Source organism: Terriglobales bacterium, from assembly GCA_035651655.1.
Classification (GTDB): Bacteria; Acidobacteriota; Terriglobia; order Terriglobales; family Acidobacteriaceae; genus DASRFG01.
Genome location: DASRFG010000035.1, coordinates 72,090 through 86,201 on the forward strand (window position 1 = coordinate 72,090; position 14,112 = coordinate 86,201).

At 55.4% G+C, this 14,112-nt stretch carries 18 protein-coding genes; 9 read left to right on the forward strand and 9 right to left on the reverse strand.

Translation table 11 applies throughout. The annotated features are described in order from the left end of the window. Positions 1 to 226: 226 nt before the first annotated feature. Both VFA76_16775 and VFA76_16780 read left to right on the forward strand, forming a co-directional pair. Positions 227 to 1,018: a response regulator transcription factor gene (locus VFA76_16775; GenBank protein HZR33500.1), complete on the forward strand. Its 792-nt coding sequence runs from the start codon at positions 227 to 229 to the stop codon at positions 1,016 to 1,018. Positions 1,019 to 1,164: 146 nt separating this feature from the next. Beyond that, complete coding sequence (locus VFA76_16780; GenBank protein HZR33501.1) at positions 1,165 to 1,809, forward strand: sensor histidine kinase; 645 nt, start codon at positions 1,165 to 1,167, stop codon at positions 1,807 to 1,809. 47 nt (positions 1,810 to 1,856) lie between these two features. Here VFA76_16780 and grpE read toward each other — a convergent pair whose 3' ends face one another. Both grpE and VFA76_16790 read right to left on the reverse strand, forming a co-directional pair. Beyond that, complete coding sequence (gene grpE, locus VFA76_16785) at positions 1,857 to 2,426, reverse strand: nucleotide exchange factor GrpE (protein ID HZR33502.1); 570 nt, start codon at positions 2,424 to 2,426, stop codon at positions 1,857 to 1,859. A gap of 13 nt (positions 2,427 to 2,439) precedes the next feature. Continuing rightward, positions 2,440 to 3,024 carry an HdeD family acid-resistance protein gene (locus VFA76_16790; protein ID HZR33503.1) on the reverse strand — a complete coding sequence of 195 codons (585 nt, stop codon included), beginning with the start codon at positions 3,022 to 3,024 and terminating at the stop codon, positions 2,440 to 2,442. 274 nt (positions 3,025 to 3,298) lie between these two features. Between VFA76_16790 and trxA the strand changes: the two genes are divergently transcribed. The 5 genes from trxA (at position 3,299) to VFA76_16815 (ending at position 5,798) form a co-directional block, all read left to right on the forward strand. Continuing rightward, positions 3,299 to 3,745 (forward strand): thioredoxin, encoded by a 447-nt coding sequence (gene trxA, locus VFA76_16795; GenBank protein ID HZR33504.1) that lies wholly within the window; start codon positions 3,299 to 3,301, stop codon positions 3,743 to 3,745. Positions 3,746 to 3,901: 156 nt separating this feature from the next. Further along, on the forward strand, positions 3,902 to 4,267 hold the full coding sequence (locus VFA76_16800) for a hypothetical protein (protein ID HZR33505.1): 366 nt from the start codon (positions 3,902 to 3,904) through the stop codon (positions 4,265 to 4,267). A 133-nt stretch (positions 4,268 to 4,400) separates the two neighbouring features. After that, complete coding sequence (locus VFA76_16805; protein ID HZR33506.1) at positions 4,401 to 4,724, forward strand: co-chaperone GroES; 324 nt, start codon at positions 4,401 to 4,403, stop codon at positions 4,722 to 4,724. A 39-nt stretch (positions 4,725 to 4,763) separates the two neighbouring features. Next, a complete protein-coding gene (locus tag VFA76_16810; GenBank protein HZR33507.1) occupies positions 4,764 to 5,474 on the forward strand; it encodes a hypothetical protein in 711 nt (236 codons plus the stop codon). 141 nt (positions 5,475 to 5,615) lie between these two features. Next, complete coding sequence (locus VFA76_16815) at positions 5,616 to 5,798, forward strand: hypothetical protein (protein ID HZR33508.1); 183 nt, start codon at positions 5,616 to 5,618, stop codon at positions 5,796 to 5,798. 268 nt (positions 5,799 to 6,066) lie between these two features. Here VFA76_16815 and VFA76_16820 read toward each other — a convergent pair whose 3' ends face one another. The 7 genes from VFA76_16820 to VFA76_16850 all read right to left on the reverse strand — a co-directional run bounded on the left by VFA76_16820 (position 6,067) and on the right by VFA76_16850 (position 11,601). Beyond that, a complete protein-coding gene (locus VFA76_16820) occupies positions 6,067 to 6,780 on the reverse strand; it encodes a response regulator (protein HZR33509.1) in 714 nt (237 codons plus the stop codon). Positions 6,781 to 7,055: 275 nt separating this feature from the next. Further along, positions 7,056 to 7,574, reverse strand: coding sequence for a PRC-barrel domain-containing protein (locus VFA76_16825; protein ID HZR33510.1), 519 nt, complete (start codon positions 7,572 to 7,574; stop codon positions 7,056 to 7,058). A gap of 31 nt (positions 7,575 to 7,605) precedes the next feature. After that, complete coding sequence (locus tag VFA76_16830) at positions 7,606 to 8,211, reverse strand: hypothetical protein (protein HZR33511.1); 606 nt, start codon at positions 8,209 to 8,211, stop codon at positions 7,606 to 7,608. A gap of 72 nt (positions 8,212 to 8,283) precedes the next feature. Beyond that, positions 8,284 to 8,505 (reverse strand): hypothetical protein, encoded by a 222-nt coding sequence (locus VFA76_16835; GenBank protein ID HZR33512.1) that lies wholly within the window; start codon positions 8,503 to 8,505, stop codon positions 8,284 to 8,286. 34 nt (positions 8,506 to 8,539) lie between these two features. Beyond that, positions 8,540 to 10,033, reverse strand: a complete 1,494-nt coding sequence (locus VFA76_16840; GenBank protein HZR33513.1) for a DegQ family serine endoprotease — start codon at positions 10,031 to 10,033, stop codon at positions 8,540 to 8,542. Positions 10,034 to 10,331: 298 nt separating this feature from the next. Then, on the reverse strand, positions 10,332 to 10,751 hold the full coding sequence (locus tag VFA76_16845) for a hypothetical protein (GenBank protein ID HZR33514.1): 420 nt from the start codon (positions 10,749 to 10,751) through the stop codon (positions 10,332 to 10,334). Between the two features lie 13 nt (positions 10,752 to 10,764). After that, on the reverse strand, positions 10,765 to 11,601 hold the full coding sequence (locus tag VFA76_16850) for a Crp/Fnr family transcriptional regulator (GenBank protein HZR33515.1): 837 nt from the start codon (positions 11,599 to 11,601) through the stop codon (positions 10,765 to 10,767). Positions 11,602 to 11,797: 196 nt separating this feature from the next. Between VFA76_16850 and VFA76_16855 the strand changes: the two genes are divergently transcribed. Next, a complete protein-coding gene (locus VFA76_16855; protein ID HZR33516.1) occupies positions 11,798 to 13,294 on the forward strand; it encodes an MHYT domain-containing protein in 1,497 nt (498 codons plus the stop codon). Further along, the gene (locus VFA76_16860; GenBank protein HZR33517.1) at positions 13,273 to 13,929 is read left to right on the forward strand and encodes a response regulator transcription factor; all 657 of its coding nucleotides are present in this window, start codon (positions 13,273 to 13,275) and stop codon (positions 13,927 to 13,929) included. Before VFA76_16855 ends, VFA76_16860 begins: the two co-directional genes overlap by 22 nt. The last annotated feature ends 183 nt before the right edge of the window (positions 13,930 to 14,112 follow it).

Genomic DNA, 14,112 nt, shown 5'->3' on the forward strand with positions numbered 1-14,112 from the left:
GGATGTCGCGAGAAATGGAGCAGATTGCCTATTGATGTCAACCTATGTCGGAAATTGACGGTTTTGCCTTCCACGATAGTAGTAAAGAATCCCAATAGGTCACGCGAGCTAGACCACAAGTCCGCGGGAACTATAAACGCCCTCACCACTAGGAGATGCGATGGCAACGAACGGGAGAAACCCTGACGATCGTTTCCGAACTGGACGTCGTTCCCCAGTAACTGAAATGCGATCTGGTGCTGAAAATTGGCCTGCAACCAAGGTCCAGGAGATCTGGCAGCATAACAGCAATTTGCGGCCTATTTCCGGTACTGCCCTGGAGGGCATCACTGAGGCGACCCAACTGGAATCAGCAGGACGAGAGGGTCAGGTGAAGGCAAATAGAAGTTTCACGATTCTGGTGGTGGATGATCATCCGGTGGTACGCGAAGGCTTAGTCGCACTTATAAATCGCCGTTCGGATATGCGAGTCATCGCTGAGGCGAGCAATGGCCAAGAAGCCGTGGAAAAATTCCTTGCTCAGCGGCCGGATGTTGTCCTGCTCGATCTGCGGATGCCGGTTATGGGTGGAGTAGAAACGGTCATGGCTATTTGCCACGAAGACCCCACGGCACGGATTTCGATGTTCACGGTGTGCCACTGCGAGGAAGACATTTACCGCGCGTTACGAGCAGGAGCACAAGGATACGTGCTGAAGGAGGCCCCAGCCGACGAGCTGCTCGCCTGTATCCGCGCGATTGGTGAAGGGCGTACGTGGATCCCACCAGACGTTGGCGCCAAGCTGGCAAAGCGGGTCGCCGATCCCGAGTTGACGAACCGCGAACGAGAGGTCCTTCACGCCGTGGCGACTGGCAAAAGCAACAAGGAGATTGGATCAGCTTTTAACATCAGTGAAGCTACAGTGAAGGTGCACGTCACGCACATCCTGGAAAAGCTCAAAGTCGCCGGCCGTACTGAGGCCATAAATGTGGCTGCGAAGAGGGGCCTGGTACATCTAGGCTCGGGGATTGCGGCTTGAATGCACCTCTGTCCAATAGCAGCGGCCAAATTTGATCGTTCAAACACTTTGACGCGCCAAGCTCCCAAGGAAGCAGACACTTCATGTCATTGAAACCATTTTCCAGGTTGCGGAAGTTGAGCGTTGTTCTCCCCAGGCGTCATTATATGAGCGACCCCAGTTTGCAATCTTTCTGTCAGCAAATGGTATTGAAAGAACGCAAGCAATTAGCGGCCGACATCCACGACACACTCTGTCAAAGCCTGAGCGCTATCATTCTTCAGCTACAAGCGGCCGAAGAAGAGCTTCCGCATAACTTGGACATCGCTCAACGGCACATACGCCGCGCACACGAGCTGGCGGGGAGCAGTATAAGCGAAGCGCGGCGCACGATCTGGAGACTCTTTCATGATTCGTCGGAAGAAGAGGACCTGGCGACAGCCTTGTCCCTATTAGCGAAGGACCTTTTAGCGGAGACACCTCTGAAACTCGAGCTCTTGATTCCGAAAATGGCTCGATCGGTCCGACCAGACATTCGGCTTTTGCTCTTGCACGTCGGAAGAGAAGCGGTGACGAATGTCGTAAAGCACGCACGTGCGACTAACGTCCGCATTGAGCTGCTCTACAAAAAAAGAGAAGCACTGTTGTGCGTCCACGATGACGGCCTTGGGATCCATAATTCTGCCGCACCGCGAGATTGCTTTGGCATTACTAGCATGCGTCAAGGAGCAGAGAGTCAGGGGGGAACGCTTTTAGTTCAAAGCCAGCCGGGCAAAGGAACGCGCGTTATGGCACGTGTACCTTTGGACTAGGATTTTTTCTCTCTGTTGTTGGGCGGCTGCCACTCGAATTTTCTGTTTTAGTTTGCTTTCTTCTGACGTTGTCCCACCCGCACCATTGCAGGACGCAACAGGCGGTCTCGGAGTTTGTAGCCACGTTGAAGTTCTTCCTCGACGTGGGCCTCGTCGCCAACTGCATTTTCTGACATCTCAACTGCTTCGTGCAGGTGCGGATCGAAAGGCTCACCCCGAGATGGTATTCGCCTGAGCCCGAGCTTGCTGAGCGCATCGTGTAATTGCTTGCGGATCAGCTCCACGCCAGAACGAAAGTCCTGCAGATTCACGGCAGGTGCTTGCAGGGCGCGATCAAAACTGTCCAGGATGGGCAACAAGGACTTGAGAGCGTCCTCGAGAGCAAATTCCTTGAATTCCTGTTGTGCCCGGGCATTGCGCTTGCGGACATTTTCAAACTCCGCTTGCACGCGGGCGACACGATCGAGAAGTACGTCGCGCTCTGACTTTATTTGTTCCACCTCATTCTGCGTTGAATCCGTGCCTTGCTGTGCAGGCTGCCGAGTTTCTGACGCTTGTCCCAGTGAGGTTTGTTCTGCATCCGCCGGTTCCGGTATTTGTGACTTAGTCTCAGCCATTGCAACCCATCAATTAAGCTGCTTGTCTCACTTGTGCTTGTGCAGGTGCTCGCAGGTTGTGAATCGCGAGCGCAAGCATAATGTATGACCAACCGCGCAGAATTAGTGACACTCCTACAGCTAGTCCCAGGAACCATAGCCCCGACCATGGCCACTCTGCCCAAAGTAGGATTCCTAGCACCAGGCTAACGATCCCATCAAAAACTGCCCAGCCCCAGTTGGGATACTTCAAGCGAATTGCAGTGATCAACCGGAGTAAACCAAACGCGGTAAAGAACGACGCAAAAAGAAGCGTCCATGCAAGGGCGCCGGCAACGGGATGAGTCACCACCAGTAAGCCGACGAGCGTTCCCAAAATTCCAGCGATGAGATGAAGCACGGCGCCGCCCCAACGTCGGACGCGAAACGCATGTATAGCCTCGATGATGCCACTCACCACCAGTAGCCAACCCAGCACGAGCACAGTTCCCAGGGTGGCTGCGGGAATAATGAGGAATGCAATAGTTCCCAGAACCACCATCATGATTCCGAGTGCCAGGAACCATCCCCACCTGCGCCGCAAACTCTCTACTTCAATTGACAATGGCGTTGTAACCATATGGCCTCGCGAGATAACTGATCTCTATAGTTTGAATGGCGCGCCCTGCTTGTCCCAAGTTTCTACTTTCAAACCGGATGCGCACGGCATGCCTCTTCTGGCAAACAATCTAGCTGAGGGGTGGTGCCGCATCAATTCCTCTAGAGCATGAACAGAGGACTAGACAAGATGGCGGCGCCAGGCTTGCTCGGCTGTGGTAGCAGGATCTAGCGCTTTCGCAGCAGGTAACATTTAATTTGCATCAGTTAGAATGGTCCATCTAGCGGAGGGCTTTATGCCGGTGATCCGATCATGTAAGACTTGTGGACGCAAGAACCGCATTCCGGCAGCACACCTTGCAGACAGCGGCCGCTGCGGCGCATGTAAGTCTCAACTGCCTCCGCTAGGTGAGCCGCTGGAGGTCGATCGTGAGCAGTTCGAGGAGATCGTGCACAACGCTCGCGTTCCCGTCTTAGCTGATTTCTGGGCCTCATGGTGCGGACCCTGCCATATGGCAGCACCTGAGGTCGCTCGTACTGCCTCCGACCTGGCCGGACAAGCAGTGGTCATGAAGGTGGATACCGAACGTTATCCTGAGCTGGCGTCCCGCTACAACGTCCGCGGCATACCGAATTTTGTGGTGTTCTTCAAAGGCCGTCCCGTTTCACAGCAGGCGGGAGTCATGGACCATCAGCAACTGGAAAGCTTGTTAAAGTCCGCCGCATGGGCGCCCGCGGCTTGAGTGCAGCAGAGATAAAGATTATTCACGTCTGCAGTCCCTACCGCATAAGTTGTAGCTTCAATTCATTCTCCGGGGCAATTGTGCGCGTCGTGTAATGCCCGTAGGCTCGATGTGCAGGAGTCAAGACACGTCACCACAACACGAAGGAGCGGACCAATGAAGAAGTTAATGTCGAGTCTATTCGCAGTAGTGCTTTCGCTTTCGATCGCGGCATGGGGATACCAGAGTTCGCAAAGTGATCAGTCGCAGCAAGGCGGACAAGGACAACAGAGTGGTCAAGCTCAGCAGAGCGACCAATCACAGCAAGGCGGCCAAAACTCTCAACAGAGCATGTCGGGCCAAGTCAGCGACAATGGAAAAACATTTACTGACAGTCATGACAAGAAGACCTACAAGGTAAGCAATCCTGACGCTCTGAAAGGTCACGAAGGCCAGGAGGTAGGACTCATAGTTCATGTGGATCCTGACACCAATACCATCCACATAATTCAGCTGGAGGCGCCACCGACTCCACAGCGGTGAAGCTGACCAGACAGCAAGTAGCATCGGGGCGTTGTGATTGAGAAAGTCTGCAACATCACGCGCCCCACCCCAACTGAATTTCCGCCCGGTTCGGTGGCTTCAAGATATTCGTCGGATCGTAAGGAGTTGACGCATGGCCATAAATTTCGTTCCACTGCACGATCGCATCCTGGTGCGCCGTATTGAAGAGCAGGAAACCACCAGGGGTGGACTCATCATTCCAGATACCGCGCAGGAAAAGCCGCAAGAAGGCGAGGTCTTAGCGGTCGGCAAGGGCAAAACCAACGAAAATGGTAAGGTCCTTCCTCTGGACGTCAAAGCCGGAGATCGAATTCTGTTCGGAAAATTCGCGGGTAACGACATTATTCTGGAAGGCGAAGATCTTCTAATCATGCGAGAAGATGAAGTGCTGGGATTATTGGCGAAGAGTAGCAAGCGGGCCCGAGAGGCAGCATAGCGATCGGGCATCATGTAACCGGCAATTTCAGGAGGAACCTTGCGCAAACGAGTATCGAAAATACTGGCTGCTGCTGACGCTCGCGGTAACATCGAAGCGGTGCAGCAGTTTGCGGAGGAAGCCGCTAACGTTGGAGCCGACGCGATTGTGCTTCTGGGAAGTTTGACCGACAACAATGCCAAGGTAAGAGAGTACGGCCGGGTGCTCAGAGCCTTGTCCACCCCCGGACTCCCCGCCTTTTACATTCCGGGTCGTGAAGATGCTCCCTTTGCCGAGTTTCTCCACCAGGCCGCGAATATCGAGGTCGTTTGTCCAAATCTCCATGGCGTTCACGGCACCTTTGCTTTTGCCTCGGGATACCTACTGTTTGCCGGGATGGGCGGCGCGATTGAGGATGAAGCCAACACTTTACGCGACGAGACTGAGACTCTTCGCTATCCCGGCTGGGAAGTCGAGTATCGGCTCAAGTTTCTCCGTGAGTTGAAGGACTATCAACAAGTATTCCTGTTCGCCACTCCCCCCGAACACAAGGGGCATCATCAAAAAGGCAGCTCGGTTGTAGCGGAGCTAATCAAGACCTACAAGCCGCGGGTTGCGCTGTCCGGGGGACGAGCGCCCAGTCAGGAATTGCTGGGGACCTCACTGCTGGTGACGGTTGGCGGGCTTGAGCACGGCGACTTCACTTTAGTGGACCTGGGCAAACACACGGCTACGGCCGCTACTCTCGGTCAAACGCTCAAGGTCGCATAGCCTGATTCGCATAACCTGACCTTAGCTCCCAGGTCCTTCACTCGGCGTTCGTTCGAATTGTTCCTGACAGTCACGGCAATATAGAGTCCAGGGGATAGCTTCCAAGCGCTTTTCACCTATTTCACGTCCACAATTGGTGCATTGACCGAATGTGCCATCGTCAATTCGATCGAGCGCGCCTTCGATAAGACGCAAGAGCCGTCTGGCCTGAGCCCTTCGCTGAAAAACAAACTCTTTGGTGTAGGTGGTGTTAGAACGGTCACCGAGATCCTGGGGTTCGCTGTGATCGAAGCTTCTGCTTTCCTGTTCCAAACTGCCAAGTGAGCTAATGAGTTCTTGCCTGCGAACCTCCAAATCCTTCTTGAACAACTCAACCCGCGGCTGCGCGAGAGCGTTCATGAGGGAAAGTAGCCAGGCCAATCGCAGTTTCGTGCATTGCGCGTGGCGGCCAACCATTCATGAGAACGCTGCCTTGGCCTTCGGACAAGTTCCATGCACCGCCAAATTCTGTCAGTACTCGACGTTGGCCGACAGACTCCTGCAACAATAGGTGATATGAGCTTCGAGTAAATGGAAAGTGGAGCCTTCTCCGCTATCCAGAGCGACGCATTCTGGGTTCCTGCGCCGGTGCGGGACATGTTTTTGTAAGAGGCTCCATGCGAATGACTGCCTTTGCCACCAGCTTCGGAGGTATGCCTACCCAGCTCTGGATAGTGGACAGGAGAACAGTAGCACCTGCCGCTTTTGTCAGTGTGCTGTCTGCGAGCTGGCGTACTCTCACGGACAACTCTTCTTCCCCAGACAAGACGACGACAGGGATTTTCGAATTGCGCCGCTTCAACATGCGCAAAACAACTTCTGCTTCCATGTCCTTGACACCTGTCTCAAGCACCACCAGATCGACGCGATGCTGCTCAAACAGGGCCACCCCGCTGCGTCCATCACGTGACGTCAGCACCCGATAACCCTGAGCTTCTAAAAATGCAATGCGGACTTTTCCGGCCCGTCCTTGATCAGCAATGCAAAGCAACAGGGGTCCAACCCGAGGGCTTCCTTCCGGCGCAGGTTGAACGGCAATCGGACCGGGCGCTTGAGGTTCTTCGATTTCGGAAGCACGCATTGTCGGCGTCCCTTTGATCCATTTGTCGATCTCCGCAGGAAGAGCAATTACAGAGCTGCGAAGCTTGCCTGCGGGACGATGCACGGGGAAGCCGAGATACCTTTCCCAACGCTGAATAGTGCGTTCGCTGCGGCCGACGTATTGGGCAACTTCCTTCCAGGAATTAAGGAACTCTTTTTCAGACATGATGTACTCCGATAGGCGGGTTCTGCTGGCAGGTTGGAGTGTCGCGCACTATTCGTGGGCAAGTCTTTTGGCGGTACATATCAGCCCAAACAATTGCAGGCAATCATCCTCAGCCCTAACCGTGTTGGATGTCAAACGTCTGGCCTGTGATTTGTATTTGATCAAAACAATTCGTGAAACCTCGGCTCACGATTTTTTGGAGGTCGTCGCTACTGGCGTCGCGGTACCACTAAGGTGGGGATTACGGACCTTCTTCGCCTTTAACGGCCAGCCTCTCACTTGTCCCTGGCGAGGATGGGCCCTAGCCGATTTCGAATTTCGCCTTCGCGGCGAAGGATCTCTGAACGGTCGAGCCGAATGGCTCGTGCGAGCTGCTGCCAAGGGTCTTGATCGAGAGTAGGGGGAGACGCCTTTCCGGGAACCTCGACGGGCGCCAGCGAGGGCCTTTGGCCGATTTTCATAAATGCTTCAGCGTAAAGATCCCGATATGCGTCCCACTGCTCCGAGTTATCCAGGACTTGGTCGTCAAAGTCAAGCAAGGAGTCGAATTCGTCCTTCCGAACGTCTGCCACCAAGCTTTCGCCCCACAAGTGAACTCGGTCTGCCGGCAGCAAGACCTCACGCTTGCCGCTACGAACCACCACGTAAGCGATCTCACAGTCATCCACGTCTATGACCACGTCGTGCACTGACCCGAGTTCCTGTTGTCCAGAGCGATCGAAAACGCATGTGCCGCGAATGTCGTCGTTTTCATCCTGAAAGTGGTAATCGCGTAAGGTGCTGTAAAAAGGCATAAAGTCTCCTCGGAATCGAACACGTACCAGCTTATGCCGCGCGGGCTACCTTGTTGTTGGAGCGCTCGAGCAAAGCGCGAATTTGTTCATCACTTACTTCAGGGAACTCGCGATAGCAGTGGGCGATGGAGATGAAAGAGTCGGGAGTGGCGACACATGCCACTTCGTCCACCTCTCTCGCAAGTTCTGTGCAGGTGCCGGGGGCAGCAACTGGAACGGCGACCGTTACCCAGGCTGGTGACCTATCCCGAAGTGCGAGGGCGGCGGCCCGGATGCTCGAACCAGGGACCAACCCCTCGTCTACCAAAATCAGAGTACGCCCATGCACCCCCAGCGGTGCTCGCTCTCCACGGTACAGTCGCTCGATCTGTTCTAGTTGCCGCTGCTCGCGACCGGCAACTTCTTGGACTTCTTCTTCAGAGATCCTTAGGCCATGTACCACATCGGGATACAGCAGCAGCACGTCTCCGGAAGTAACGTATCCCATCGTAAGGTTGGGGTGTCCGGGGACCGGCAGGCTGCGGACAATAAAAATATCCAGGGGCAAACCTAGCGCGCGTGCGACCTCGAAGCCAACCGGAACACCCCCGCGTGGTACGGCGAGAACCACCGCGTCTGATCGTCCCGAGAATTGCATGAGCCTCGCTGCCAAAGCTCGGCCCGCTTCCGCTCGGTCCTTGAATATCATGCAGCTTCTCGAATCAGGTGTTCACTCTGGCAAAACTTCGGTTGCCGTTTGCGAGCCCAGCGACTTGAATTCGACCAGCGCACCCTGGCGGGCCTGATCTGTCTTGAGCTTTTCCGACCGACTGGAAGCAGTGCTCTGGGCCGTAATGTAGTCATTCATTGCGCCCCAGAGGCTGCACACGGGGGCCAATATGAGCGCTTCGCTCAGCAGACTCGCAATCACGGCTTGGGCGGAAACCCGCATTACGTTTTCGCAATCCCCCATGCCTTCGCGCACCTTAGTCCGCAGGTACAGCAACGAAGGCCGTATTTCCGTGACGGTTTACCAGCAGGACAAGCGATTGCTTGCCTGCCTGACGTACGATGCGCTGGTACTCGGAAACTGAAGTTACCGGTTGCCGATTAATCTCCTGGATCACGTCGCCGGGACGAAGGCCTGCATCAGCGGCAGGCGACCCCGGGTCAATATCCGTCACCACGACTCCTTTGGTAGTCGCGGGCAGCCCTAGCTCACGCGCCACGCGGGCGGTCATCTCGTCTACTTGGACTCCTCGTAACGGGCTGTTCTCCGCGGAGCCACCGCCAGGCGCACTCTCCGCGTTTTTCTCCGGCAGCTCACCCAATGTAACCGTGACATCTTGTGGCTGGCCGTCACGCAAGATCTTGAGGTGAGCTACGCTGCCGGGAGCCATGGACGCGATCTGCAACTTCAGCTGATTCGGTCCATCGATCGGCTTCCCGTTTAGCTCTACTATTACATCCCCTTTCTTCAGCCCGGCCTTCGCAGCTGGGCCATTGGGGGACACATCACCGACTAGCGCCCCCTTGCCGGGCGGCACCTTAAAGGCCTTGGCGAGATCGGGCGTGACTTCCTGGATCACAACTCCCAGGTAGCCGCGCACCACCTTGCCGTGCTTCAGAATTTGCTCCATCACATACCGGGCCATGTTGACCGGTACGGCGAATCCAATACCTTGATTGCCTCCACTGGCACCGGCAAGGATCGCGGTATTTATGCCAATGAGCTCGCTATGTGCATTGATGAGAGCGCCGCCGGAGTTTCCGGGATTAATGGCGGCGTCGGTCTGAATGAAGTCTTCATAATCCTCGATGTCAAGGTTGCCGCGCCCCGTCGCACTGACGATCCCAAGGGTGGCGGTCTCGCCAAGGCCGAATGGATCTCCGATGGCCAGTGCAAAATCGCCGACCTGTGCTTTCGAGGAATCACTCAGCGCCAGGGTCGGCAGATCAGTAGCCGGAATCTTCACCACGGCTACATCGGTTTTGGGGTCTGTTCCTACTACCTTGCCTCTGAACTCTCTTTTGTCCGCAAGGACTACCTTAATTTCCGTGGCCTGCTCTACCACATGGTTGTTGGTGAGTATGTACCCGTCTCGACTGACGATTACCCCCGATCCCAGCCCCCGCATTCGCTGCTCGCGAGGCGGCTGAGGTGATTGATCTCCGAAAAACCGGCCAAAGAAGGGATCGTTGAACAATGGCTCGTTCGGTGTCTTTACAACCCTCGACGATGAAATGTTTACCACCGCCGGCAAGGCGGGTTTCAGGACTTGCGCAAATCCGGAGGTGTTGTCGCGCAGCTCTTGATTCTTGGAACCTTGCTCAATGAATACGGGCACTTCGCGGGGGGCTCCGAATACCGGACGACCCGCCAACGAAGTAAGCGCGCCTCCTACTAAACCACCCATGACGAGCACGGAGGCGAGGAGGAAGACCGCAACCGGCTGGCGCACGTAGAATGCTCCTTGCATATTTCTCCTTTCAAAAAACAGTCAGCAGAATTGCAGTGAGCAGTAACGCGCTCCTCATGTTTGTCCTGAAAGGATTTCCCCTAACTACGATTTAGTTGCAATGCGCCATGAACGGAGGAGGGCTCAACCAACGTCAACTTCAGACAATGCCCGACAGCAACGGGCGCAACTCTCCGCGAGTTTAGTGCTCAGCACTGCTCCAGAAGTGAAATCAGGGTCCGCAGTGGGTTGAGTGTTTTTTGGCGGAGGGGGCGAGAAAGAACTCGTGTAGCGTGCGGCAGTGTCCGCCCTACACCTATTACATTGCGATCAGATCGTTTGCATCGTTTCTTGCCATAAATCGTTCGCGGCGAACTTTCTCAAGAACCGAAATGACGCTCTCGGGGTCCGTTCTTTTGACAACGACGCTGATAAAGAGCGGCAATTCCCGCCACTCTTGCGGGTCTTCGACGGTCAGCATTAGCGTCGTTTTTGGACTGACCAGGTGCAGCAACTCGGGAATGGACCACTGGTCCACCTCCATCAGGCCCTCGCTGAGTAGCACCATGTCGGGCTGATAGCTTCCGCAAAGGGAAATACAGTGAGCAGCCGAATCAGCCAGGAGGATTGAGAATCCATCGAGTGCTGCATGCAAAAAAGAAAAAAGGCGGTGGCTTGACTCATCTGCACAAAGCACAGTCGCCTTTCTAGAGCTTTCGTAGCTGATTTCTGGAAACATACATCAACCTTGTCTACTCGATATCGTCTCTAAATTTCGTCAGGCTCTCAGGACGCTGGACGACAATCCGCCCTCGACTCTTTGTCAGCCAGCCCTTCCGCTCCCAACCTCCAAGTACCCGGCTCAGCGTGTACTTAGTCGTCCCCGCCATGTCGGCAAGATCTTCGCCGCTAAATCCCTCCGGGATCACGTACACACCGTTCTTTTGTTTTCCAATTTGTCGCCCAAGAGTGGTCAGCGCCCAGGCGATCCGGCGCTCCACTCGCTGCGTGGTCAAATACACGTACCTCTCACGAAGTTTACTCAGGTGATAGGCGGTGAGCATCAACATGTTGAATGAAAACCGGCCATGCTCACGCAGCACCCGCTTCAGAACGTCCCGCTTCCAGAACACTGCTTCAGTGGGGGCTACGGCTTCAGCACTTGCGAAATAATGTGGAGCGGATAAAAGCGCCGAGACTCCAAAAATCCTTCCTGGGCCAACAAAACCGAGGACCGTCTGTTTTCCCTCATCGGTGACATGGAAGACCTTTGCGTGGCCACTTTCCAGGAGATAAAGGCCTTCCGTTGGGTCCCCTTGTTGGAAGAAAAAGTTGCCTCGCTCCTCTCTTCGGCGTTTCCCAAGACTCAGGATGGCTTTTGTTTGTTTCTCGGAGAGGCCATGAAAAAGCTCGCTCCTCCCATCCACTTGACCCGATCGTGTTGCCCTCCCTAAAAGGCCCGACGCTTTCATTCTTGTATCGGTGGGGAGGGTATCTGGATTGTTTTTTTCTGTCGTTGCTCTGGAGCAACTGGGTTCATTGGATGAAATCTTCGATGTATCCCAACGTGTAAAGCTGAAGGAGCCCATACGGTCCCTATTCAGTACGCTAGCCGGGCCATTGAAACTGCACAATCGGGTGGAGCACTAGCTGCGTTGAGGGACGAATCTTTAGAGACCCCTAAGGGTTCTGGCGGGTGACGGCCTTCCCCCGTTTGAACCGCATCGCGGCTGCGCGGCCTATAATGACAACGCCACAAGATTGCTCCCCGGTTGCGGAGAGTACTTGATATCCTCCAACGTCGTTTTAACGGGGTCGCACAACCACCCGCTGGTGGCGCTCTCGGTTTTCATCGCCATTTCCTCTTCTTTCGCCGCACTCGATATGGCAGGGCGGATCACTGTCGCGCGCGGCAGGGTTCGTTTGTGGTGGTTGGCCGGTGGCGCCGTCTCCTTGGGCCTGGGCATCTGGGCGATGCACTACGTTGGCATGCTGGCTTTCCAGTTGCCTGTCGAGGTGCGCTACCACTGGCCGACCGTGCTTCTGTCGGTGTTGACTGCGATCATCTGTTCAGCATTGGCCCTGGATATAGTCAGCCGGGGGCACTTGAAGGCGGTTCCCGCCTGGACGAGCAGTTTCATCATTGGCAGTGGCATTTCCGGCATGCATTACATAGGCATGGCAGCCATGCGTCTGCCCGCCGTGCGCACGTACAACCACCGGCTTGTGCTCCTCTCAATTGCCTTTGCAGTTCTGTTTTCGTTTCTTGCGCTGCGACTGGCGTTCTTCTTCAGAAAAGATCCCAGAGTAATCGGATTGCGAAAGATCAACGCTGCCTTGGTAATGGGTACTGCCGTTTCGGCAATGCATTACACTGGCATGGCGGCCGCCAGGTTTACGCCCTCGCCGCTCGCTCCCAACTTCTCCCACAGCGTTGACATTTCGCTGTTGGGCGCGCTCGCCATCGCTCTCGCGACACTCGTCGTCCAGGGTGCAGCAATATTGACTTGCATCGTGGATCGGCAATTTGCGCTCCGAGCCGACCAGTTGCAGCTTAGTGAACAACGCTATGGACAACTCCTGGAAGCGGAAGCCTCGCTCCACCAACTTTCCGCCGACCTCCTGCACACACAGGACGAGGAACGCCGACGCATTGCACGAGAACTGCACGAAACCGCGGCCCAAACGCTGGTGGCCTTGAAAATGAACCTGGCGAAGATCAGCCGCTCCGAATGCGTGCGCGATCCAAACACGAATTCAGCCCTCGCGGAAAGCATTGCGCTGGCAGAAGAGTGCATGAAGGAGATCCGGACCCTCTCTTACCTGCTCCACCCGCCTCTATTGGACGAGGCGGGGCTGGGTCCGGCCCTGAGGTGGTATGCCACTGGATTTGCTGAACGCAGCGGGATTGCCGCTGACCTGAATCTCCCGCCTGACCTCAGTCGATTGCCTGAGGAAGTTGAGACCGCAATCTTTCGCATCGTGCAGGAAGCCCTCACCAACATTCACCGTCACTCGGGCAGCGCCACTGCCACTATCGCGCTCAGACAGGATGTTGACCACGTGGAACTGGAGGTAAAAGACCAGGGCCGGGGAATGGGCGCTGTCGAGGTAAAGAAAGGCGCGGAATCGCCGGTCACGGTGGGGGTCGGTATCGCGGGAATGCGCGAGCGAGTGAACCAATTGGGCGGGCGGCTGGACATCCGGTCTGACAAATACGGGACCACAATCAAGGTGACTCTGCCGATGAACGGAGTAAGGTGGCAAGAGTTCGCATCCTGATCGCCGATGACCACTCGGTTGTCCGCCGAGGTCTTCGCTCGTTGCTTGAATCCCGCCCAGACTGGCAGGTGGTGGGTGATGCCGCCACCGGCCGGGAGGCTGTCGAACACGCCAGGCGACTGAAGCCGGACATCGTCATACTCGACATGACTATGCCGGAATTGAATGGCCTGGAAGCCACCCGGCAAATCCTGAAGCAGGCGCCGCACACCGAGGTGCTCATCCTGACAATGCACAGTTCCGAAGAAGTAGCGCGTGAAGTGCTGCGCGCGGGCGCACGTGGGTTCTTGCTGAAGTCGGATGCCGACAATGCGCTGCTCACAGCGGTGGAAACGCTCAGCCGGCACAAGCCTTTCTTGACTCCTCATGTAACTGAGCTCGTTTTGGAAAAATATGTAGGCGAAGATGCGGGTCTCGGAGCAAATGTCCACTCCGCTGACCGGCTGACTCCACGTGAACGCGAGGTGATTCAGCTTGTCGCCGAAGGCAAAAGCAATAAAGAGGTGGCCAGTTCCTTGGGTGTGAGTACCAAGACCGTGGAAGCTCATCGCGCCAACATCATGAACAAGCTCGACCTTCACTCTGTCAGCGACCTGGTGCGATACGCCGTACGAAACAAAATCGTTCAAGCTTAGAACTCTAGCCTCTTCGCCCACCAATTCGCGAACTGTACCAAACTAAAGTTTGCTCACCCTGCTTTCTAAGTATTTGCAACCAAACCAGTACACACTTATTCAGCCGCTAAAGTAACTTCAACAGCCGCGCTCTTTAAGGCTAATTTCCCTGAGGCAACTCAGAACAGCCTCCGCAGCGGTCTC